We start from the raw sequence: 21,827 nt of genomic DNA, 5'->3' as shown, positions 1-21,827 counted from the left end.
GGATTAGGTTTACTGAACTGGATTAGAGCAAGGAAAGAGACAAATGGATTTATCTTCAAATTTTAGAATGCTGGCGCTCTACAACCAGCGTATGAATCAACAATTGCTTCAAGTCTGCGAGAAGCTTAGCCCGCAACAACTCAGCCAAGAGACTCACTCTTTTTCCCATCAGTCATGGCGCATTGGAACCATATTTTGTTTGGTGATTTAATCATGTTGCAACGCTTGGTCACCAATCAAATCCATCGATTGACTCCACAGCAAATTGAAGCGCTACCCACTGTGAAAGCCGTAGACGATACCTTTGCAACAAACATCGAAGAATTGAAGGCGCTTCGCTCGCTCGTCGACCAGATTTACATCGACATGACGAAGGATTTTACTGCCGAGACTTGTGCAAAAACGGTGATTTATATCACCACCGAAGGGGGAGAAATGAGGCGCAATGTCGGTGAGTTTTGCCAACATATCTTCAACCACCAAACGCACCATCGCGGTCAGCTTACCGCAATATTGGCGCAGCTTGACTGTGACTTTGGTTGTACCGACTTACCTATCATAGTGCCAGAAGGCTCCAGTGCATTTGCTTAAGACTCAATCCCATACTCTTTCTTTTCTAAAGGATGAAATGAACGAAAGCGTCAAATTGTCTAGCGATAGTCTTTCTGTTTAGAAAATACATAAACGAATAAGAAGGTTCACAATGTCTCGATTTTATCTTGTACTCACTGTATTGGGGATTGCCGCTCCGTACGCAGCATTCCTGCCTTGGCTGTTCGCTAATGGCCTAAACATTCCACTTTTATTTGAACAGGCGATAGCCAATCCAATTAGCGCGATGGCATGGCTTGATGTGGTTGTTGCAGCGGTGGCCTTAATTGGCTTTATTCTTGTTGATGGGAAACAGAACCATGTTCGAGGCCGTTTTGTCGCGATCCTCGGGACATTGACTGCTGGCGTTTCGTTTGGCTTACCGCTCTATCTCTATTTAAAGCACAAATAAAGCTTAACCATAAGAATCTTGCAGTGATAACAAAACATTTATCTCAATGATAAATTCCGTTAAGCTGTCGTTACTTCAATGCTATGGATTGCTCAGTTGTTGTTTAGTCGTTCGATACTTTCTGTGTTTGCCGTAACCTGCCTGCTGCTCATCAGTAGTGCGGCGTTAAGCGTGCAAGCCAGTGAGCAAGTTTTCGATCCGATCTCACCTCAACGACTAAGTAGCGAGAACCAATACCAACTTAGCCCAATTGAATGTCCGAAATTGCAAGGCTACAGCGAAGCATCTGCCCATCACTGTTGTGGCTCAAGTTGCCTGCTGAAACTGACCAACAGCCAATCCATCTCTACCGAACAAGTTCCTCTACCTATCCTCGCACCATTAGGATTAGAAACGATTGGTAAAGCCATCACCCGCTCTCGCACTCTGTTTCGTCCTCCTATTGCTTAATTTCCAATTCTAATCACTCATCTCACCGCGACAGTCGCAGTGGGAGGTTAACGCTATTTGATAATCGGAATTTATATAGGAATAAGCGATGAAAAAGCTATTTACTCTTTTCTCTTCTTTGATTTTTGCCTTGTCGATACAGGCTGCGCAGTTTGAGGAAGGAACACATTACAAGGTATTAGACACAGATAAATCGGCAACACCAAAAGTGACTGAGTTTTTCTCATTCTATTGTCCTCACTGCTACAAGTTTGAACCTGTTGTTGAGAACCTAAAAGCCTCTCTGCCTGACAATGCCAAGTTGGAAAAAGTTCATGTTGCCTTTATGGGCGCAAACATGGCAGTGCCAATGGCGAAGTCTTACGCCACCATGGTTGCTTTAGATGCGGAAGAAACTATGGTTCCTGCTATGTTCAAGCAGATACATGAACTACGAAGTGCGCCAAAAGATGAGCAAGCGTTACGCCAAATCTTTATTGATAACGGTATTGATGCAGAGAAGTTTGACGCGACTTACAACAGCTTTGTAGTCAACTCAATGCAACGCGGATTCGACAAGCAGTTCGCAAACAGCACGCTTACAGGTGTTCCGGGGGTTGTCGTGAACAACAAGTACATCGTCAAAGCGGATAAGATTCGATCTTATGAAGAGTACAATCAGTTAGTGAACTACCTTCTGACTCTTTAAATCTGATTTTTAAAACTAAAGCCAGAGCATATTGCTCTGGCTGTTTAGATTTCAACAGCTCGCTATCGCCTCTTAGTTTGACTAGCTCGTATTGCCCTGTTGAGTTTGTCCATGAACTGTGGATGACGATTAAGAAATGATTTGGAGATGTAAACACCAAACTCTTTCTCTTCCTGTAAGATAACTTTGTATCTGGGGTTATTTTTGAACCTGTGATTGTAGACTTCTTCTGCCACTAATACGGCATTCACTTCTCGCCTATCTAACATGCTAATTAACGATGTTATACCCTCGGCCGGATGCGCCAAGTTAAAACCCGTTTTCGTCAGCCAACGATTTGTATTGGTGTTTAGCAAGCTAGCGACTGTATACCCTGACTTGGGGAGAGAAGAAAACTCTTCATGATGACTGGTTAATACAACCCATACCCAGCGATTGATCATTACTGACTCTGAGAAAACCGCATATTTGTCGCGCTCATCGTTCTGAGAAGCCATAAAAAAGCCATCTGAGCGTCCAGTTTTTAGCTCAGCCAATGCACGCCCGTGATTAGAGTTAATTTCAATGGTGTAATCTACGCCGACTGAGTCCAGTATCGACTTCATTTTATCAAGCCCAATCCCAGTATGACTGCCTGTGCTGTCAACGGTGGTATAGGGTGGAAAGTCTGGACAGAAGAAGTGCATTTTATACTGTGCGTGTACGTAGCTACTGCCAAAACACAGCCAAGCGAATATCCAAGCGTATAAAGTCTTACTAATCATCAAACTGAGCTATTAACAATCCATACCTTTAATATAGGCTCATCCGAAAATGTTCACCAATCTAGCGATATGACCTCACTAGCAACTTTTGCTATTGCCGTTATTCGCTACCAATAAGTAGGCACCTTGACCCAAATCGTGATATAGAGACACAAAAGCCAGAGCAAGTTGCTCTGGCTTTTGTGGATAGCGCACAGATGCCGCTCATTGTTCAGACGCTGCTCGCTCCCAATCGGTCAGCAGTTTCATTATCTGCGTCGAGTCATCTGGCGTGGCACTCGGTCTATCGAGTGACTTGCGGCCCAATTCCACTGCCTGTCTAATGTTTCTTACCTGATAATAGAACCCATCTCCTTTAGCCGGTACAGTAACTGTTTGCTGCGAGGTTTCATAAACTTCGACACTGTATTGGTTTTCTTCTGTAGGTAGCCAAGGGTTGGTCGTAAGATTGATTGCGCCTTTTGAACCAAGAATGGTGAAACCATGCTTTAACCCATGGTCTTCTGCTGTGTGCATTTGAGCTGTCACATTTTGGCCAAATTTGAAGATGGCGCTAGACTCACAAAGGTTTCCATCTTGCCCTTTGCGCCCAATGGCTTGAACCTCTGTATTTTCGAAGATACTGTCGCCAAATTGATTTTGCAGGACAAGATGCATTAGTGACACAGGATAACAGCCTAAGTTATACAGTGCGCCCTTACTCTCAGGGTTAACAAATTGACTAATCGCAGCAATGTAAGAGCCTTGGATGCTGCTCACCTCTCCAATTACGCCCTGCTTAAGCGACTCTAAAATGGATTGAATCAACGGGTGATTCAGATACATTAACCCTTCCGCAAAAAACACATCATGCTCGCGAACCGCATCTAACGCGGCATGAGTTTTTTCCATATCGATAGATAAAGATTTTTCACACAATATCGCTTTGCCTTTCTGCGCTGCTTTGATGACATAGTCATGGTGAAGATGGTTGGGCAATGCAATGTAAACCACCTCAACGTCACTATCTTCTATCAACTCGTCCATTGAAAGGTACGTCTTGGCAATAGAGTGCTTGATAGCAAATTCTTCAAGCGTCTGTGGGTTTCGGCCTGCTACCGCATAAAGCTCGCTTTCACTGTCTCCTGCAATCGCTGCTGCCATCACATCAGAGATAAAGCTCGTTCCTAGAATGCCCCACTTCATTATGCTTCTCCCACTTTATGACTGTTAGTTGCACTGACCAGCTCTGTCATACCTAGGGCGATAAACGCTTGTGTATGCGGCATAGCAAAATGCGCCTCAATCGCTGACTGGTCATCGTATCGCTCCCACAATATGACACGTCTAGGGTCGTTAACGTCAAACGTTGCTGTCGCCTGTTGGCAGCCTGACTCCGACTCCATATCCGAGCAAAACTGTTCAATTGCTTTCCTTGCCACGGCTAGGTCAACATCAGAGTTTACTCTTAGCTCCGCAGTGACAAAAATTGTTGAATCCATTATTCAGTAAACCTTGTTTTCTTCACGTTAAGCTAACCATGTTATTACAGCGCTCAGATTGTTAAACTAGGTCAAAATTTTTTATTTAACAACTCAGAGTGTTTAATGGACAAGCTCATCAGTATGAAGGTTTTTTGCCATGTCGCCGAACAAGGCAACTTTCGCCTTACCGCAGACTATTTTTCTATGTCAGCAACCATGGTTGGCAGACACATAAAACATCTCGAAAGTTTACTTAACACACCGCTGATTCATCGCACGACAAGAAAGCAAACCTTAACCGACTCTGGAAGAATTTACCTTAAAGAGTGCCAAAGAATACTGGAAGATATCAGCAATACTGAAAGCCTAATCTACGATTTGCAAAACAAACCTAAAGGCACGGTAAAAATCAACGCACCAGTCACTTTTGGGACTCAAGCGCTCGCTCCGATCTTGTCTGACTTTATCATTCAATACCCAGATATCAGTGTTGATCTGGAGCTAGACAACAGTGTTATCGACCCATACAAAAGTGAAGCTGATTTTATTATTAGAATTGGTCAGCTAAAAGACTCCAGTTTGGTGGCAAGATACCTAGGAGAGTATGAGCTTATATACTGCGCTTCACCCGATTACCTAGCTAGGCATACCAAGATTATTCAGCCTGACGACCTGACTCATCACTCTTGCCTTGGTTTTCGCTATCACGATATTTCAGAGACTCCGAGTACGAAATCGGATTCACGGCAACATATCAAGTTGATGGCGAACAATGGAGAGGTGCTCCGAAAAGCCGCTTTGAAAGATGTTGGGGTTGTTATGCAGCCTCGCATTTTACTTGAGCAAGATCTGAAGTCAGGCGCACTTGAGCAAGTGCTAGAGAGCTTTCCTCTGCCAACAAAGCCTATTCATCTTGTCTATAAAGACAAACAGTTATCGCTAAAAGACCGAACCTTTGCCGACTATCTGCTAAGAGCTTTAAGGCCTTGACAATACGCTCTCCAATCCGCTTTTACTACAGACAAACAATCGCTAGAAAGTTAGTATGTTCGCTAAAGTGGATAAAGACATTATGGAGAGCCTCACAGTGGCACTAGAAAAGTTCAACGATATTTACCAACGCGCAGCAGAGCGTAAAGGTGGGGAAGCAAACCTAGAGTCATTACTATCTAAGCCATTGCAATTGGATCAGCTGAGACAGATTTCCAATGATCGCTGGCTATCCGCATTCAGTATGAAGGTGTTTCAAAGTGGCATTTCTTGGAAGGTAGTGAGAAACAAATGGCCTAACTTTGAAGAGGTGTTCTTTGCTTTTAAGATTGAACCACTCTTGATGCTTTCTGACGAACAATGGGACAACAAAGCGTCCGATACTCGAATTATTCGCCATCACGCCAAAGTAAAATCCATTCAAGCGAATGCTCAAATGCTGCACGAAGCTTCTCTACAGCATGGCTCATTTTCCAACATGGTCGCCAATTGGCCAAGTGAAGACATTACGGGGCTGTGGAGTTATCTCAAGAAACATGGTAACCGCCTTGGTGGTAACACAGGCCCATACAGTTTGCGCCAGATGGGTGTCGATACCTTTATCCTCTCGGGTGATGTTGAAAGCTACCTACGTAACTACAAAATCATTGAAGGGGGCAAAGACACCAAACGCTCTCTTGCAGCAGCCAATAGCGCTTTTACTCACTGGCAACAAGAAAGTGGTCGCTCACTGACAGAAATTAGCCAGACCATTGCGTTCAGTTGTGGTGATAATCGAGTTTGACAGGAGCAGTGTGGTGAAAGATGACAACGAATTTGACAAGCTTGCTGATGTTTTAAGACAACTAACTTCACTTTCTGATCAGTCTCTTGCTCAAATCAAAGCCCATGGTCGTTACGTGAAATATGACTCTGGTGAGCACGTTTTTCTTCCCGGTGACGTGACACCAGAAATCAAATTTATATGCTCAGGTATGGCATGTCACTACTACGTTAAGCCAGATGGGACGAGGCGTAATAAAACTTTTCTTCAAACTGGCGAGGTCGCGTCTAGCCTTTCTTCGATGCAACAGCTTTCGCCTGCTCGTTTCGGTTGCGATGCTCTTTCAAATGTCATCTGCTTTTGTATTAAATACAAACAATTTCAAGATCTTCTAGCTAGCAACTCAGAGATTCAAGCTTTGTCACAAGCAATGCTAATGCGTTTAGCGCTAAAGAAAGAGAGCAGAGAAGCCGATTTGCTTTTATTGTCACTCACTGAGTTATATCAACAGTTCTGCGCGCAATATCCTGAATTAAGTCAATCACTTCCAAACTATCATATCGCATCTTATCTTGGTGTTTCCGAAGTGTCCTTGTCACGTGTACGCGCCAAGCTTGGCATACAAAACCCATACAACAGATCACCTTAACGGGCCATTTTAACCTTTGTTAAAGTTATCCCTATCGCCTTTGTTTATCTTGTTGCTAACAACAACAGACAAAGCGAGAACATCATGCGACATGAACCACTTATCGGCAAAACAATCGTTGTCACGGGCGGCAGTTCAGGGATCGGCTTGGAGCTGGTAAAACGTCTTCAAGCAGAGAACCAAGTGATTGTCATCGGCAGAGACAAAACGAAACTCTCACAATTGGAAGCTCGTGGCATTGTGACGTTTAGTATGGATATAAGCCAAAAAGAAGAACGAGGTGCATTTTATCGGTGGCTTGATGAACACTACCCACAATTCGATGTACTCATTAATAACGCGGGATGGAGCCAATCACACAAGCTTACAGAAAGACTGCCTACCAGCCACAACGAAGATGCTTTAGACGATTATGAACTCGAGATCAAACACAACTTAGAGGCTCATATTGGCATGTCACTAGACGCTCTTCCGCGTTTGCTTAAACAACCGAGATCATTGCTGATCAACGTAACAACAGGTTTGGTCTACAACCCCAAAGCATCCAATCCATTTTACTGCGCCGCAAAGGCTGGGCTACATAGCTTCACTCAAAGCTTAAGAGAGCAAACAAAAGATTATGACTTAAATGTCATCGAAGTTTTGCCACCTCTTGTGAATACTCCTTTCCATAAAGATGGCTTGCCAAATACCGTAAAAGCAATGACACCACAAAAAGTCGCGCAACAAATCTTGTCACAATTAAAATGTAACCGCACAGAAATTAGAATTGGCCTATCAAAGTTAGCTTATGGGTTATCGAGGTTGCTACCTAACCTCGGATTCCATATCGTTAACCGCGGCTAACCATGCTGGTTTGTAAACGGATGACAACCTCAGCTGCCATTAGTTTCTATCTATTTAGCCACTGCTCGCGAGTGATTTTATACAGGCAGTGGCGCTCTAACTCGTGACCTTTCGCTAACTTGGGATGGTCAAAGTCTTGCCCTGTGTTGCTCATGCCAATTTTTTCCATCACCCTTTGTGAAGGTAGGTTTGGCAAAGCAGTAAATGAGTAGACATGCTCTAGCTTCAATTCCGTGAAAGCAAACGCCAAGGCAGCTTGAGCCGCTTCGGGGGCATAGCCTTTACCCCAATGTTTGCTATCTAGTCGCCAGCCAATTTCGACAAACGGCGCATTAGGTAAACCACTTTCTTCACTTTGCGCAAGCAGACCCACAAAGCCAATAAACTCTTGAGTACTTTTTAGCTCAACCGCCCAAAAGCCATAGCCATTGTTATCTATATAGCTGCGCGCACGTCCTACTTGAGCTAGGGTCTCTTCGTTGGTCATAACTGAGGGGAAATAACGCATCACCTGCTCGTTAGCATTGATCAGGCAATAGGGTTCAATATCTGAATCTTTCCATTGTCTTAACTTGAGTCTTTTTGTTTCTAGCACAACTACTCCTCCTGATTAGCGTTGTTTATATTTTTAATATGCACTATGTTTTATAAGTAAATTCGAAATTTGAACTCACGAAGATGGAAAGGAATCTCTATGTTTCTAACGAGACTGATCTATGCAAGCACGATTTCAGAAGGGTTTGATCTTACAACAGTTGAAAACATCATCCATTCTGCGAGAGAGAATAATCAATCACTTGATGTAACTGGGCTACTTTGCTTCGATCACCACTTTTTCCTTCAATGTTTAGAAGGGTCAAGAACGAACGTCAATCATATCTATCAACGGATTCTCAATGATAAGAGACACAACAATATTATTATGCTCGACTATCAAGAAATCAGTGCTCGAGAGTTCAGCAATTGGTCGATGGGCTACATCCCCTCTTCCAGCCTGACAGCTCCAATCAATCTAAGATATTCGGGTTCGAGTGAATTCAATCCTTACAAAATGTCTGGAAAGAGCGCTTATAAGCTGTTGCTTGAGCTCAAAGAATCTCTACCATCCGTTTAATGCTCGAGTGTTCCTATCACTTTTTCGCATAACTTCTTGAGCATGATTAGTTCATCGAGGTCGAGTTGAATCTTACATTTCATCTCAGCGGGGATGGCGAGTGCTTTAGCTTTAAGTAAACGACCCTCTTCACTGAGTTTTAACACCCTAACTCTTTCATCTAGTTCACTTCTTCCTCTTAGGACAAAGCCTTTAGCTTCAAGCCGCTTCAATAAAGGGGTTAACGTGCCAGAATCGAGATGCAATCTTGCACCAATATCCTTGACGCTAATCCCATCACTTTCCCACAGTACCATCATGACAAGATATTGGGAGTAAGTGAGGTCTAGGGAGTCTAATAACGGGCGATAGGTTCGAATCACCGCATTGGAAGCGCTATAGAGCGGAAAACAAACCTGATTCTCTAACAATAAACTCTCTTCTTCAGTTAGCTGTTTCTTGCTATCGCAGTAACTCATTCCACCACCCTTTTAAGTTAAATTGCGCACAATATACTTGCATTCAAACTTTGTTTCGATCTAACATTGCAAACAATTAGATTGCACACAACTTAAAATAAGGATGCAAACATGACTACACTATACAAAACTCAAGCAACAGCACTAGCAGGCAGAAATGGTTCGGTTAAAACAGACGATGGCTTACTTGAATTAGAGCTTGCTTATCCGAAAGAAATGGGTGGTACTGGCGCTGCTACCAACCCAGAACAACTATTTGCCGCAGGTTACTCAGCCTGTTTTTCAAATGCTATTTTGCATGTGGCCCGCGAAGGTAAAGTGGCTTTAAAAGAAGCACCAGTGACAGCAGAGGTTGGGATTGGTCCGAACGAACAAGGCGGTTTTGCGCTAACGGTAAGCCTTGCTGCATCAATCGACCTACCTCAAGAACAAGCACTTGAGCTCGTGCGAGTTGCGCACCAAGTGTGCCCTTACTCAAACGCTGTGCGCGGTAACATCGACGTAGAAGTCACGGTAAATGGCCAAGCAATCTAATTGGTATTGATTGGTATAGACGAAAATGCCGACCCAAAAGGGTCGGCATCTGTTGTTTTAAAGCTCAAATTTACGCTTGGTAGCTTTTGCGCAGTTCTTTTGCCGCTAATACCATATTGGCCAGTGACGCTTCTGTTTCTGCCCAGTTACGTGTTTTCAGTCCACAATCTGGGTTCACCCATAAGCGCTGCGCTGGAATCTTCTCTGCCGCTTTATTGAGTAGGCCTTCAATCCATTCTTTGGTTGGAATGTTTGGTGAGTGAATGTCATAGACACCTGGACCAATCTCATTTGGATAGTTGAAGTCTTCAAATGCCTTAAGCAGTTCCATGTTTGAACGCGATGTTTCTATTGTAATCACGTCAGCATCTAGCGCGGCGACAGACTCAATGATCTCATTGAATTCTGAGTAACACATGTGAGTGTGGATTTGAGTTTCTGGTTTGGCACTTGCCGCTGAAATCTTAAACGCGTCCACTGCCCATTCTAAGTACTCTTTATGGTCGCGCTTCTTAAGTGGTAAACCTTCACGAATCGCCGGCTCATCAATTTGGATGATGTTAATGCCCGCATCTTGTAAGTCTGATACTTCATCACGCAGTGCGAGTGCAAGTTGCTCCGCGATTTGCTTGCGAGTGATATCCTCACGTGGGAATGTCCAACAAAGAATCGTCACAGGCCCTGTTAGCATGCCCTTCATCTGTTTCGAGGTTAAAGACTGCGCATAGGTAGACCATTCCACCGTCATCGGTTTTTCGCGTTCAATGTCAGCAACGACAATGGCAGGCTTAACGCAGCGAGATCCGTAGCTCTGCACCCAACCAAATTTTGTGGTTTGGAAACCCGCTAAGTTTTCTGCAAAGTATTCCACCATATCGTTACGTTCAGCTTCGCCGTGAACCAAGACATCCAGATCCAACGCTTCTTGGCGTTTAACCGCATCTGCAATATGGCCTTTTAGGACTTGATCGTATTCCGTTTGTGACAACTTACCTGTGCGATAAGCGCTGCGTTGAACTCGAATCTCGCTCGTTTGCGGGAAAGAGCCAATGGTCGTGGTTGGAAACAGCGGCAGCCCCAATACTTCACTTTGGTGCGCGGCTCGCTCTGCATAGGGAGCACTACGCTCTGCCAAAGACTTAGTAATACTATTTAAACGCGCTTGAACTTGTGGCTTATTGACATGAGTTGCGGTTTTACGTGCTTGGATCGGCGCACTATAGGTGTCACAAGCAAGAATGGCTTCTTGGCTACCATCTAGCGCCTTACCCAGTAATGCCACTTCCGTTACTTTCTGCTTAGCAAAAGCAAACCAGCTGCGCACTTCTTCCGTCAATACAGGTTCTAACTCTAGATCCACCGGACTGTGCAGTAGTGAACACGAGCTCGCCACCCATAACTTGTCACCGAGCTTATCTTTAAGCGGTTGCAGTAACGCTAGTTGAGCGCTCAAATCTGCACGCCACACGTTACGCCCATTCACTACACCAGCAGACAGCACCCAATGTTCAGGCAGTTTTTCGACAACAGCGTCTAGTTGTTCAGGCGCTGCCGACAAATCAATGTGTAAACCATCTACAGCTAGCTCGACAACTTTATCAAGCGTGTCGCTAACTGAATCAAAATACGTGGTAAGCAGAACCTTCACATCACTGCGAATGACTTGATACGCCAATTTAAACGCGTCTTGCCAAGGCTTGTTCAGCTCAAGAGAGAGGATCGGTTCATCAATCTGTACCCACTCAACACCTTGTTTCGCTAGCTTCGCTAAGATTGCCTGATAAGCGGTTAATAGACGAGGTAGCAAAGACAGGCGATCAAACCCCTCATCTACTTCCTTACCTAGGTACAGATAAGTCAGAGGGCCAAGTAATACAGGTTTGACTTTATGACCAGCTTTAACCGCCTCGTTCACTTCTTCAAACAGTTGAGGCCAGCTCACTTCAAACGTATCGTCCTGACTGAACTCCGGCACAATATAATGGTAGTTAGTGTTAAACCACTTCGTCATGTCTGAAGCCGCGTGACCGCTACAACCACATCCTGCCTGAGATTGACCACGTCCCACCTTGAATAAGGTATCAAGGTCTGGGAAACCTTCGCGATGTCGCTTTGGAACGTGCCCTAGTAGCAAGGTGGTAGTAAGGACATGATCATACCAAGCAAAATCACCTGCAGTCACAAACTCTAACCCAGCTTCAGATTGCGTATTCCAGTTTTTGTTGCGTAGCTCAGCGCCCACGGCTTTCAGCTCAGCTTGGTCGATTTCTCCACGCCAGTATTTCTCTAGCGCGAATTTGAGTTCACGTTTTTCACCAATGCGAGGGTAACCTAGTATATGTGTTGTCGTAGTCATCTTGCCGATCCTTGTCATTCTTAATTTTGCAATTTATTCACTCAGTGCAGAACACCACTTAAGATGTCTGGATGGCTAAACTATCTCGTCTTAAACAGATTTGGACAACTTCCAAATATTCAACTTGTTTATTAGAAAATTTCATAATCGCAAGACACCTTTTTCAATAACTTAATAAACAAAAATAGTTAACATGATAGACGTCTAGATGTTTACACCCCTATAAAAACAAGGTAGGTTATAAATATTCATGCTGTTCACACATCATCTGAGGGAAATTCATGATTGAGCTCAAGCATCTGAAAACATTGACTACTTTACGTGATACTGGATCGCTAACCGCGACTGCAACCACACTGCATTTAACCCAGTCAGCCTTGTCACATCAGCTCAAAGATCTGGAAGCAAGAATTGGTGGACAGCTATTTTTGCGTAAAACTCGCCCAGTGAAGTTCACTTCCGAGGGGGAAATCTTTCTAAAATTGGCTGATGATGTGTTGCCTAAAATTGCCAAAGCAGAAAATGAAATTGCGAGCTTGAAAGAGGATGTGAACGGTCGATTGCACATGGCGATTGAATGCCACTCATGTTTCCAGTGGTTAATGCCTGCACTTAAAGAGTATCAGGTGGCTTGGCCTAGCGTCACACTAGATTTCTCGTCCGGTTTTGGATTTGAACCTTTGCCTGCTCTAATGGCAGGAGAACTTGATTTGGTCATTACTTCCGATATTCAACCTCGTTCCGAAGTACACTACGAACCCTTGTTTGATTTTGAAATGCGTTTGGTCACGTCGACTTCTCACCCTTTAGCAGACAAAGAGTGTATAGAGCCGGAAGATCTCGCAGAGCAAACTATGCTCTCCTATCCAGTACAAAAATCTCGTTTAGATGTCGTAAAGCACTTCTTGCAACCTGCGGGGATTGAGCCTGCAAAATGGAAACAGGCGGACAATACTTTAATGCTAATTCAGATGGTGTCTGCCGGACTTGGCGTGGCTGCATTGCCCAACTGGGCAATCAGTGAGTTTTCAAGGCAAGGCTTGATTACCAGTATTCCTCTCGGCAACGGTTTATGGCGCCGCCTATTTGCCGCAACACGCAACACAGATAAAAATAAACGCTATTTGCAGGCGTTTTTCAACACCGCGAGAGTTCAGTCTCAAAGCCACTTAGATGGAATAAAAACGGTTTAGAGGATCAAAAAAAGAGGCTAATCGCCTCTTTTTGATTTATCGGTTATACGATTTGAACTGATTGGTTAAAGGGTCATATTGATAACCAAGTACATCAAGTTTACCAATCACCGCTTCAACATCCATCTCATACATAGAGACGAGTTCTTCAAAAGAATCACACTCTAAGCGCAACTTTTCATTCACGATTCCCAATAGAATTGCGCTATCTAAGCGTCCTACATTGCTGAGATCCATCACCGCCTCCTTTAACGCCATCGCTCTTACAAGCGTAGACACAAATTGGCGGTTTTGAAGTGAACCAGCTCTAAACTCTAAGCAAATTATAGAGCAAACACGGCCTGATTAGATGTTGCCGCTATCAGCATAAACGCCAAAGCAATACCAAGCTGCAATTTGTTGATTTCTTTAGAGGCTAGCATGTGCCAACACCACACAACAACGGAACTAATCATCAAAGCAAAGCCTACTAGCAAAGGCTGCACAACTGCGGCTAAGGTTCCATCGTCTAGGCCATTTGCTTTGAGTAAAATCGCTAAGCACATCAACATAGCAGAGACAACGCCAGAAACGGGAAGAATGCGATGAAAAGCCTGCAGGCGCGTGCGCGCGACGGTAAGTAGTAAATGAGCAAGTAAAGCCCCTAAAAGGGTGATTAACACAAACACACTTACCCCACCAGCCAAAGACGCCTGAGAGCTAATCTCAATACCGACATAGGCTAACGCCAGACCATTTGCCAAATACATCACCCAAATCGGCCCTTGAACTCGTGTTTTTTTCGTCTGTACTTGGGAGTAAAAATAGGCAATAGCGAAGACAATCATCATAGCTTCAATGCGTAGAGACGCTACAGCAAGCCACATAATTGCTAAAGGCGGGAGGACTTTGTGAATGCGGCCTCTTTGCCCAGGGCAGATATCACCTTTGACGAGAATTAAAGTAAGAATGAGCTGCGCACCCAGTAACATAGGTGCGAACACCGTAAGTAATTGCTGAACCATAGTGTCATTGATTTGAATGAATTATAGGGTGCGGATAATAGCAGATTGAGCAATTTTAGCCATTGGCGAAGTGTTCCAAAATATCTTGATTGGTGACAATACCGAGATACTCTCCGGAATCATTCACAACTAGCCAAGGTGGCTTAATACCTGACTTAATGATTTCACTCACTTTGGACACCTTAGAGTGGTGTGACACGCTGAATACGTTGGTCCGCATGACTTGATTGAGACGTTTGCGACTGATCGATTGATCTTTGCTCGTTTCCAGCTTAGTGCCTAAAGTGGGTGACAAATGGTAGTTTAACTCCTCCCTACCAACGATTCCGACACACTCTTTTCGGTCGACAATGGGTATTACCTCAAGTCGATATTGCTCAGAGTCGAACAATGATCTTGCTTTATCAAGCGTGTCATCTGGTGCCAACGTCGGGATATGAACTTGAGTCATATTCAAAATCCCAACTTGTCTAGCATGCCCGGCACTAGATAAGAAACTGTCGAGTTTTTCATAGTATCCCCAGGCACTCTCTAGCTCATCAAAAGGCAGTGGTTTAGAAAAATAATACCCTTGGATATAGTCAACACCTAAGCCACAAACTACTTCTAACTCATTGCGAGTTTCGACCCCTTCAGCAACGACTTGAACGTTCAAAGTATGTGCAAGTTGCGTGATCATTTTGACGATGTGAAATTTGTGCGAGCCTTCTTTCAAGTCCTTAACGAACTCACGGTCAATTTTAAGGATGTCGAAGTTACAATCACTCAAATAGGCGAACGAGCTGTAGCCTGTACCAAAATCATCAATCGCCACGCTGACTCCCCTACGCCTGATGTTTCGGATCAAACTTGATTGACGCGATTCACTGTCAAAGTAAGCACTTTCGGTCAATTCGATAGTGACGGTTTCTGGGTTTGAAGCATATTGATGAACCAATGAATTCGCACTTTGCAGCACCTCATCGACTTCAAGCTTTGTATTTAAAGAACGATTTATAGTCACTCCCAAATTGGGACCAAAACGCTCTTGAATTTTCTTGAGATCTTGCAAGGCTTTTTTACCCACGCACCAATCTAAGTCTGACACCAAATCCAAATCTTCAGCAATCATCACCATCTCTTGGGTATTGAGAATCTTTCCATTCTGGTCTTTAAATCTGCTTAGCGCCTCAAACTTCACAATGTCCCAATTTTTCACATCGACAATTGGCTGATAATACACTTCGATAGCCTGAGACTTAATTAACTTCTCGGCCCACTCCTCTAGCTCTTTTCGGCGTAATACTTCCTTATGAAGTGCTCCGTGATAAAAGGTAATCTGACCGCGTTGTGCGCTGGACTGCTCTAGCATCGCCTGCACTGAATGGGAGACAAGTTTTTTAGGACTGTGTGTATCATGCCCCAATACTGAGACGCCAACTCGCCCATTTATGATGGCATTGTGGATGGTTTTGCCCGCATCCTGATTGAGAGTCGCAAAAAAACGTCTAATAGTTTGGTGAATCATTCTGATTTGAGATGGACCCGCAACCTTATCGCATTCCAAACAAGCAACGAAATGATTACTACCAAGATAACCGACAAACTTGGCGACTTTATTCTTATTTAAGTGCTCCGAGAGCATCGATTTCAGCTCAAAATCATCGACCTGAGAGAAGTTCGGGTGAAACGCGACCACCATGCTGATATTGGGCTCGGCCGCATCCATCCACTGATTGGCTATTGAACGCGTGAATTGCTTCTCTGTTGGCAATTGCGTAAGTAGTTCCACTCCACCGAGTTCTACATCAGCAATACGATATAGATTATTTGACAGATCAAGGTAAACACCAACATAAAATGTCCCTTCGACCAAGTTTATCTTCTGTAATGTTAAATCCTGAGGATACGTTTTGCCTTGGGCACTTTGAATGAGCACAACACCAGACCAGCTGCCCTCTTGTTCGGTTTGTTGCCAAATTTTCTGATAGAACCCGTCACTATGCTTTGTGGAATTAAGCAAGTCCATGGGTTGATTCACCAACTGTTGATTGGAGTAATGGGTATGAGTAAGAAAGTAGTCATTACATGCGACGATCTTGCGTGAACTGTCTGCAAGTACCACCCCATGATGAGGGTTATTAAAAAGTTGTTCAAATAAAGCACTCAGTGTAGAGGTCGTGGCATGAACAAATAACAAAGGAGTAATACTGCCTGTCACTGTGTAGCGATCTAAACCTTGGAAAGTCAATTCGACATAACAACATTGATCATCACTCAGTTGTAAACAACAGCAAAATCGTTCTTTAGAACGAACCCTTCCCGACTGCGCTAACAAGGCAAGTAACTCTGTTTGGTCGTGATAGCTCATGCAAGGTAACAGAGCGTTGCCAGTTAACGATGGAAGCTCCGAGTTTAAAATCTGCCCGCACAGAGCCTCATCTATAGTGAGTTGGTGATGTTCTAAGTCCCACACCCAATCAAGTGACTTTTCGACACTTGAATCATCACAGCTCGATGAAAGCTGAGTGGAACCTAACTCCCTATACATAGGATCATCCTTTAGTTTAGTAATCCCTAGTATTAAAGTTAGAACAAGATCCCCTAAGTGACAGAATTATTATTAACCAAATGCTCTAGTACAGTTTTCGAGCTCACAATGCCTTTAAATAATCCCTGTTCATCAACTAATACCCAAGGGAATGGCGTTGTTTTTGCCACTAAGCAAGGGATTTCAGATTGTGCGGTCTCCCAAGCGACCTTAGTTTTGACCGGTAACATCAGCCTGTTTGCGGGCTTATGCCAATAGGCGTTCTCTTTGTTGGATTCATGATCTGTACCCATGTTAGGCGTTAAGTGAAGATTCATATTGGCTCTATCTATATAGCCAACACACACCTTATCTTCTACCACAGGTAAATAGTCGTTGAATCCATCTGCGAAGTACTGATAAACCAAAGATAGAGGCTCACCTGCATCAACATGATGGCTATGTTCGACAAGGTGAATTAGAGAATCGGCTTTGACTTCGGTTTCACCTAGAGAAAGCTGACAGTAGTTTGTCACTTGTTGCAGCTCTGATATGGGCAAAGGTTTAGAAAAGTAATAGCCTTGAATGTAATCTACACCTAAATTACTTAGGATCTTGAGCTCTTCTTCAGTCTCCACCCCTTCCGCAACCACTTTAAGCTCTAATCTTTTTGCCAACTGAATAACAGATTGGACTATATGATACTGGCGAGACTGAAAAGTAATACTGCGGATAAAGTCGCGATCTATTTTTAGAATGTCAAAATAACACTCTTTTAGATAACGAAAAGACGCGCTACCTGTACCGAAATCATCTACAGCTATTGCGACACCTGCATCTCTCAAAACAGAGACTATTTGTTTGTTTTTATTAGTACTCTCAAAGTAAGCACTTTCTGTAAACTCAAGCGTGATTGCCTCCGGATTAACCTTGGCGATATCAAGCAACATCGCGGTTCGTTCCAAGATTTGATTCATTTCATTTGATGTTTTTAGGGAACGGTTGAGCGATAGTTTTACCTGTGATCCGAAAAGCCTTCGCAACTCTGGCAGCTGTTCAATGGCGATAGACATAACGATATCATCGAGCTGAACCACTTTATCTAAATCCTCTACAACACCGATCAACTCCTGTGTTGACGCTGCATACTCTTCAGCATTTGGAAAACGGCAAAGTGCTTCAAATTTATCAATTCTGTTTTGATTGATATCGACAATCGGCTGAAAATAGACTTCAATTTCCTTATTCTCCAAAGTTCGTAACACGAACTCTTCCAGTGATTTTTTCCTTTCAATTTGATTGTGAATATGACGGTCATAGAAGTTGATGCGACGCGTTTGACCAGAATGAAGTTCGAGAACAGCCTGATACGCATGCGATACAAGCTGGTTGGGATTGGTAGCGTCGACATCAAACACCGATACCCCAGAGGCCCCCTCTTTTAGCGCTGCGGCAACTGAAGCCGGTGCATGTTTAAAGCTGTGGAAGAGCTTTTTGATTGAACGACCAATAGCGGATACGACTTGAGTCGGTTGCTGGTAACTATAGGCTAGAGCGACGACGAAACAGTCATGGCCAATATAACCTGTACACAGCACCTTGGTATTATCTTTCAAGTATGCTGCAAACTGACGCTTAACCTCTTGACTCAAATCTTGTGAGAAAGCAGCTTGTATCGCTAAAACAACTACCCCCTGACCTTTTTCCAACTGACGGCACACTTCATCCGTCTGTTCTAGAAATGTTTCCTTGCTTGGCAGTTGCGTAAGTAGGTCAATTCCACCCGACTCTATGTCTTCGATTCGATCCAGTTGGCTGGATAAATCGGAAGAAAAGCCAACAAAGTAAGTTTCACCATTACCTGGCCTAACTCTGTGGATGGTCAAATCTTGAGGAAATACCGTCCCATTGGCTCTTCGCGACAATATCGTTCCATTCCAATAGCCATTTAACTCTATTAGTTTCCATAGCTGTTGGTAATAAGCTTTACTGTGCTTACCCGCGTTAAATAACTGAGTTTTTAAACCTACGATTTCGTTTCTAAGATAGCCTGTCAAATTTTCAAAATGATGATTGCAAGCTAATATTCGTGTATCCGAGTCCGTCACTATGATTCCGTGGTGAGGATTTTCAAACACAGAATAGAATACTTCTGCGGCTTCATGACGCGAAGCAATGTTCAAGCAAGGAGAGATTGTACCTTTTAGCTCAAACGCACTAACGCGATCAATCACTATTTCGACATAGACAAATAAGCTGACTGAGTTTAGCAAACAGCAATGGGTGTACGTTCGTTCTCCCGAGTCCAACGCAGCTTGAAAAGCGTTTTTAACGACCTTTCTTTGCGATTTTGGCAACAAGTCAAACAACGCTTTTGCTGTCAGAGAACTTGATGGCTCTCCTACCAATAAACATTTTGCTTCGTCATCGCATTCAAATACATGAGTTTTAAGATTTAAATACCAATCATAAACCGAGTATTTAGGTTTGCGCCCTTCGACCCGCCTCTCATCGAGCCTTTCTTCTAATACTGTTGTCATGATAACCAACCAACGCCATAACAATAATATGCATATTATAGGTCATTGAGCGGCATATGATCGTTACTCATTTAACACTTTAGTACCACGTATCCTTCCTATCACTGATTAAGGCAAATATTGTCGAAATAACCAGAATCATATTGAGGTAGATAGTCATCGTCCAAGTCGCTATAATTCGCGCTCCCTGGAACAGAGAACAAAATATGTACAGCAATATCACTCCTATTCATGAGCATAAAAAATACTGGGCAGAATGCTATGGCACTGCGCCATTTCTCCCGACAAATCGTAAAGAAATGGATGCTTTAGGATGGGATAGCTGTGACATTATTATTGTTACGGGTGACGCTTATGTTGATCACCCAAGCTTTGGTATGGCGATTATTGGCCGCTTGCTCGAAGCACAAGGGTTTCGTGTTGGGATCATTTCTCAACCAGAATGGAACAACAAAGACGCTTTTACCGCCCTCGGTAAACCAAATTTGTTCTTCGGTATTACTGCAGGCAACATGGACTCAATGATTAACCGCTACACTGCGGATAGAAAATTGCGTCACGATGATGCTTACACACCGAATAATGAAGGGGGCAAAAGACCAGACCGTGCGACTTTAGTTTATTCGCAGCGTTGTCGCGAAGCCTATAAAGGCATCCCTATTGTATTGGGCGGTATTGAAGCGAGCCTGCGTCGCCTTGCTCACTATGATTACTGGTCAGATAAAGTGCGTCGCTCTGTTCTATTCGATGCAAAAGCCGATATTCTACTGTTCGGTAACGCAGAGCGAGCGCTTGTTGAAGTTGCCCATCGTTTAGCGGATGGCGAAGATATTTCCACCCTAACTAATATACGTGGTACAGCGGTCAATCTCGCAGCGGCTCCAGAAGGCTACAATGTGATTGATTCTTCTCGCATCGAGAAACCACGCAAAGAAGCATTTGTTCCACCAAACCCTTACGCAGTTGAAGAGCAGTGTGACACGAAAGCCAAAGCCGAAGAGACTGAAGCGAAACCTATTACTATTCGCCCGTCACGCCATGATGCAGCAACAACCGCGGTACGGATTCCACCGTTTGAAAAGCTAAACAACGACCGTATCCTTTACGCGCACGCGAGTCGAATCATGCACCTAGAGACCAACCCATACTCGGGTCGCGCTCTTATTCAACGCCACGGCGATCGCGAATTGTGGGTTAACCAAGCTCCAATCCCATTGTCGACTGAAGAGATGGACTACGTATTTGGTCTGCCTTATGCGCGCGTGCCTCACCCTATGTATGGCAAGGCAAAGATCCCTGCTTACGACATGATTAAAACCTCGGTTAACATCATGCGTGGCTGTTTTGGTGGTTGTTCATTCTGTTCAATCACTGAACACGAAGGTCGTATCATCCAAAACCGCTCTAAAGAATCGATTTTGACTGAGCTTGAAGAGATTCGTGACAAGGTACCTGGTTTCACTGGCACCATTTCCGACCTTGGCGGCCCAACCGCAAACATGTATCGCCTTGGCTGTAGCGATCCAAAAGCAGAAGCAAACTGTCGACGTCCGTCGTGCGTCTTCCCAGGCATCTGTAACAAACTCAATACTGACCACAAGCACACCATTGATCTGTATCGAGAAGCGCGTAAAGTTGACGGTATCAAGAAAGTTATGATTGCTTCGGGTGTGCGATACGATTTAGCGATTGAGTCTCCGGAGTATGTTAAAGAGTTGGTGACTCACCACGTTGGCGGCTACTTAAAGATTGCTCCAGAGCACACAGAAAAAGGCCCACTGGATCTGATGATGAAACCGGGCATGGGCACCTATGACCGCTTCAAAGAGATGTTTGAGAAATACAGTGCCGAAGCGGGTAAAAAACAGTACTTAATTCCTTACTTCATCTCTGCTCACCCTGGCACTGAAGATGAAGACATGCTGAATTTGGCCCTATGGTTGAAGAAGAATAACTTCGAGTGTGACCAAGTACAAAACTTCTACCCATCACCTATGTGTAATGCGACCTCTATGTATTACTCAGAGACTAACCCTCTCAAACGTGTGAAATACAAGAAGCGCGAAGAGGTACCTGTGGCTAAAGGTGAGCGTCAGCGAAGACTGCACAAAGCCTTACTGCGTTACCATGATCCTGCTAACTGGCCGCTAATTCGTGAAGCGCTAATCAACATGGGTAAAAAGCACCTTATTGGTGATAAGACAAGCTGCTTAGTCCCTGCTGAAGATGTCGATGCAAAAACACCCGCTCAACGCCGCAAGTCTGGTCGTCATGGCTCACAACGTTTTGCCACTAAGCATACTAAGAGCCAACCTGGTTTTGAAAAAATGCATGGCGATAACAAAGGTAAAGGCAAAAATGGCAATGCCAAAGGGAACAACGGCGGCCAAGCGTCTCGTGGTGGAAAACCCAACGGCAAACCGACCAATAGTCGTAGCGGCAAGCCCACAGGCAATGGTTCAGGCAAGCCACCAGCAGCACGTAAGCCTAAGCGCCGTTAACC

The 21,827-nt window shown here is 44.1% G+C and carries 21 protein-coding genes and 1 pseudogene; 12 read left to right on the top strand and 10 right to left on the bottom strand.

What is annotated here, in order from left to right; translation table 11 throughout:
* The first annotated feature begins 43 nt into the window (after nt 1–43).
* From AC6R16_RS08735 to AC6R16_RS08720, 4 genes and pseudogenes are all read left to right on the top strand, one after another.
* Nucleotides 44–591: pseudogene (locus AC6R16_RS08735) on the top strand (DinB family protein).
* 112 nt (nt 592–703) lie between these two features.
* The gene (locus AC6R16_RS08730) at nt 704–1,003 is read left to right on the top strand and encodes a DUF2834 domain-containing protein (protein WP_500641897.1); all 300 of its coding nucleotides are present in this window, start codon (nt 704–706) and stop codon (nt 1,001–1,003) included.
* 78 nt (nt 1,004–1,081) lie between these two features.
* Nucleotides 1,082–1,453: a hypothetical protein gene (locus AC6R16_RS08725; protein ID WP_500641896.1), complete on the top strand. Its 372-nt coding sequence runs from the start codon at nt 1,082–1,084 to the stop codon at nt 1,451–1,453.
* An 88-nt stretch (nt 1,454–1,541) separates the two neighbouring features.
* On the top strand, nt 1,542–2,141 hold the full coding sequence (locus tag AC6R16_RS08720; protein ID WP_500674151.1) for a thiol:disulfide interchange protein DsbA/DsbL: 600 nt from the start codon (nt 1,542–1,544) through the stop codon (nt 2,139–2,141).
* A gap of 62 nt (nt 2,142–2,203) precedes the next feature.
* On the opposite strand, the gene AC6R16_RS08715 is transcribed toward AC6R16_RS08720, so the two are convergent.
* The 3 genes from AC6R16_RS08715 to AC6R16_RS08705 all read right to left on the bottom strand — a co-directional run bounded on the left by AC6R16_RS08715 (nt 2,204) and on the right by AC6R16_RS08705 (nt 4,386).
* A complete protein-coding gene (locus AC6R16_RS08715) occupies nt 2,204–2,905 on the bottom strand; it encodes a substrate-binding periplasmic protein (protein WP_500674150.1) in 702 nt (233 codons plus the stop codon).
* A gap of 204 nt (nt 2,906–3,109) precedes the next feature.
* Entirely contained in the window at nt 3,110–4,090 is a 981-nt protein-coding gene (locus AC6R16_RS08710) for a Gfo/Idh/MocA family protein (protein WP_500641893.1), read from the bottom strand.
* Nucleotides 4,090–4,386, bottom strand: coding sequence for a putative quinol monooxygenase (locus AC6R16_RS08705; RefSeq protein ID WP_500674149.1), 297 nt, complete (start codon nt 4,384–4,386; stop codon nt 4,090–4,092). The genes AC6R16_RS08710 and AC6R16_RS08705 overlap by 1 nt, the downstream gene beginning before the upstream one ends.
* Nucleotides 4,387–4,491: 105 nt before the next feature.
* On the opposite strand from AC6R16_RS08705, the gene AC6R16_RS08700 reads away from it, so the two are divergent.
* The 4 genes from AC6R16_RS08700 to AC6R16_RS08685 all read left to right on the top strand — a co-directional run bounded on the left by AC6R16_RS08700 (nt 4,492) and on the right by AC6R16_RS08685 (nt 7,616).
* Nucleotides 4,492–5,358, top strand: a complete 867-nt coding sequence (locus AC6R16_RS08700; protein WP_500674148.1) for a LysR family transcriptional regulator — start codon at nt 4,492–4,494, stop codon at nt 5,356–5,358.
* A 97-nt stretch (nt 5,359–5,455) separates the two neighbouring features.
* A complete protein-coding gene (locus AC6R16_RS08695; protein WP_500674219.1) occupies nt 5,456–6,142 on the top strand; it encodes a DNA-3-methyladenine glycosylase I in 687 nt (228 codons plus the stop codon).
* A gap of 13 nt (nt 6,143–6,155) precedes the next feature.
* Entirely contained in the window at nt 6,156–6,770 is a 615-nt protein-coding gene (locus AC6R16_RS08690) for a Crp/Fnr family transcriptional regulator (protein ID WP_500674147.1), read from the top strand.
* An 84-nt stretch (nt 6,771–6,854) separates the two neighbouring features.
* The gene (locus tag AC6R16_RS08685) at nt 6,855–7,616 is read left to right on the top strand and encodes an SDR family oxidoreductase (RefSeq protein ID WP_500674146.1); all 762 of its coding nucleotides are present in this window, start codon (nt 6,855–6,857) and stop codon (nt 7,614–7,616) included.
* 46 nt (nt 7,617–7,662) lie between these two features.
* On the opposite strand, the gene AC6R16_RS08680 is transcribed toward AC6R16_RS08685, so the two are convergent.
* Entirely contained in the window at nt 7,663–8,211 is a 549-nt protein-coding gene (locus AC6R16_RS08680; RefSeq protein ID WP_500674145.1) for a GNAT family N-acetyltransferase, read from the bottom strand.
* A 99-nt stretch (nt 8,212–8,310) separates the two neighbouring features.
* On the opposite strand from AC6R16_RS08680, the gene AC6R16_RS08675 reads away from it, so the two are divergent.
* Nucleotides 8,311–8,730 (top strand): BLUF domain-containing protein, encoded by a 420-nt coding sequence (locus tag AC6R16_RS08675; protein WP_500674144.1) that lies wholly within the window; start codon nt 8,311–8,313, stop codon nt 8,728–8,730.
* Here AC6R16_RS08675 and ohrR read toward each other — a convergent pair.
* Nucleotides 8,727–9,188, bottom strand: a complete 462-nt coding sequence (ohrR, locus tag AC6R16_RS08670) for a transcriptional regulator OhrR (protein WP_500641886.1) — start codon at nt 9,186–9,188, stop codon at nt 8,727–8,729. The genes AC6R16_RS08675 and ohrR overlap by 4 nt on opposite strands.
* A gap of 111 nt (nt 9,189–9,299) precedes the next feature.
* On the opposite strand from ohrR, the gene ohr reads away from it, so the two are divergent.
* Nucleotides 9,300–9,722, top strand: a complete 423-nt coding sequence (gene ohr, locus AC6R16_RS08665; protein ID WP_500674143.1) for an organic hydroperoxide reductase Ohr — start codon at nt 9,300–9,302, stop codon at nt 9,720–9,722.
* A gap of 70 nt (nt 9,723–9,792) precedes the next feature.
* Here ohr and metE read toward each other — a convergent pair whose 3' ends face one another.
* A complete protein-coding gene (metE, locus tag AC6R16_RS08660) occupies nt 9,793–12,078 on the bottom strand; it encodes a 5-methyltetrahydropteroyltriglutamate--homocysteine S-methyltransferase (RefSeq protein WP_500674142.1) in 2,286 nt (761 codons plus the stop codon).
* Nucleotides 12,079–12,359: 281 nt separating this feature from the next.
* Here metE and metR point away from each other — a divergent pair, with 281 nt between their 5' ends.
* Nucleotides 12,360–13,271, top strand: coding sequence for an HTH-type transcriptional regulator MetR (gene metR, locus AC6R16_RS08655; RefSeq protein WP_500674141.1), 912 nt, complete (start codon nt 12,360–12,362; stop codon nt 13,269–13,271).
* Nucleotides 13,272–13,307: 36 nt separating this feature from the next.
* On the opposite strand, the gene AC6R16_RS08650 is transcribed toward metR, so the two are convergent.
* The 4 genes from AC6R16_RS08650 to AC6R16_RS08635 form a co-directional block, all read right to left on the bottom strand.
* Nucleotides 13,308–13,508, bottom strand: coding sequence for a DUF4250 domain-containing protein (locus AC6R16_RS08650; protein ID WP_004742976.1), 201 nt, complete (start codon nt 13,506–13,508; stop codon nt 13,308–13,310).
* 86 nt (nt 13,509–13,594) lie between these two features.
* Complete coding sequence (locus AC6R16_RS08645) at nt 13,595–14,275, bottom strand: HI_1241 family integral membrane domain (protein WP_500674140.1); 681 nt, start codon at nt 14,273–14,275, stop codon at nt 13,595–13,597.
* 55 nt (nt 14,276–14,330) lie between these two features.
* Nucleotides 14,331–16,805, bottom strand: a complete 2,475-nt coding sequence (locus tag AC6R16_RS08640) for an EAL domain-containing protein (protein WP_500674139.1) — start codon at nt 16,803–16,805, stop codon at nt 14,331–14,333.
* Nucleotides 16,806–16,858: 53 nt separating this feature from the next.
* Nucleotides 16,859–19,324, bottom strand: a complete 2,466-nt coding sequence (locus tag AC6R16_RS08635) for a bifunctional diguanylate cyclase/phosphodiesterase (protein WP_500674138.1) — start codon at nt 19,322–19,324, stop codon at nt 16,859–16,861.
* A 206-nt stretch (nt 19,325–19,530) separates the two neighbouring features.
* On the opposite strand from AC6R16_RS08635, the gene AC6R16_RS08630 reads away from it, so the two are divergent.
* Nucleotides 19,531–21,825, top strand: coding sequence for a YgiQ family radical SAM protein (locus AC6R16_RS08630; protein ID WP_500674137.1), 2,295 nt, complete (start codon nt 19,531–19,533; stop codon nt 21,823–21,825).
* Nucleotides 21,826–21,827: the final 2 nt, after the last annotated feature.

Source organism: Vibrio sp. R10-SG3-ISO10, from assembly GCF_059834185.1.
This window is presented reverse-complemented; position numbering and strand designations above follow the sequence as displayed.

What these genes read in the sequence shown, in the direction of transcription:
- AC6R16_RS08730 (WP_500641897.1), top strand. Translation starts at nt 704, where the DNA reads ATGTCTCGATTTTATCTTGTACTCACTGTATTGGGGATTGCCGCTCCG.
- AC6R16_RS08725 (WP_500641896.1), top strand. Translation starts at nt 1,082, where the DNA reads ATGCTATGGATTGCTCAGTTGTTGTTTAGTCGTTCGATACTTTCTGTG.
- AC6R16_RS08720 (WP_500674151.1), top strand. Translation starts at nt 1,542, where the DNA reads ATGAAAAAGCTATTTACTCTTTTCTCTTCTTTGATTTTTGCCTTGTCG.
- AC6R16_RS08715 (WP_500674150.1), bottom strand. Translation starts at nt 2,905, where the DNA reads ATGATTAGTAAGACTTTATACGCTTGGATATTCGCTTGGCTGTGTTTT.
- AC6R16_RS08710 (WP_500641893.1), bottom strand. Translation starts at nt 4,090, where the DNA reads ATGAAGTGGGGCATTCTAGGAACGAGCTTTATCTCTGATGTGATGGCA.
- AC6R16_RS08705 (WP_500674149.1), bottom strand. Translation starts at nt 4,386, where the DNA reads ATGGATTCAACAATTTTTGTCACTGCGGAGCTAAGAGTAAACTCTGAT.
- AC6R16_RS08700 (WP_500674148.1), top strand. Translation starts at nt 4,492, where the DNA reads ATGGACAAGCTCATCAGTATGAAGGTTTTTTGCCATGTCGCCGAACAA.
- AC6R16_RS08685 (WP_500674146.1), top strand. Translation starts at nt 6,855, where the DNA reads ATGCGACATGAACCACTTATCGGCAAAACAATCGTTGTCACGGGCGGC.
- AC6R16_RS08675 (WP_500674144.1), top strand. Translation starts at nt 8,311, where the DNA reads ATGTTTCTAACGAGACTGATCTATGCAAGCACGATTTCAGAAGGGTTT.
- ohrR (WP_500641886.1), bottom strand. Translation starts at nt 9,188, where the DNA reads ATGAGTTACTGCGATAGCAAGAAACAGCTAACTGAAGAAGAGAGTTTA.
- ohr (WP_500674143.1), top strand. Translation starts at nt 9,300, where the DNA reads ATGACTACACTATACAAAACTCAAGCAACAGCACTAGCAGGCAGAAAT.
- metE (WP_500674142.1), bottom strand. Translation starts at nt 12,078, where the DNA reads ATGACTACGACAACACATATACTAGGTTACCCTCGCATTGGTGAAAAA.
- metR (WP_500674141.1), top strand. Translation starts at nt 12,360, where the DNA reads ATGATTGAGCTCAAGCATCTGAAAACATTGACTACTTTACGTGATACT.
- AC6R16_RS08650 (WP_004742976.1), bottom strand. Translation starts at nt 13,508, where the DNA reads ATGGATCTCAGCAATGTAGGACGCTTAGATAGCGCAATTCTATTGGGA.
- AC6R16_RS08645 (WP_500674140.1), bottom strand. Translation starts at nt 14,275, where the DNA reads ATGGTTCAGCAATTACTTACGGTGTTCGCACCTATGTTACTGGGTGCG.
- AC6R16_RS08640 (WP_500674139.1), bottom strand. Translation starts at nt 16,805, where the DNA reads ATGTATAGGGAGTTAGGTTCCACTCAGCTTTCATCGAGCTGTGATGAT.
- AC6R16_RS08635 (WP_500674138.1), bottom strand. Translation starts at nt 19,324, where the DNA reads ATGACAACAGTATTAGAAGAAAGGCTCGATGAGAGGCGGGTCGAAGGG.
- AC6R16_RS08630 (WP_500674137.1), top strand. Translation starts at nt 19,531, where the DNA reads ATGTACAGCAATATCACTCCTATTCATGAGCATAAAAAATACTGGGCA.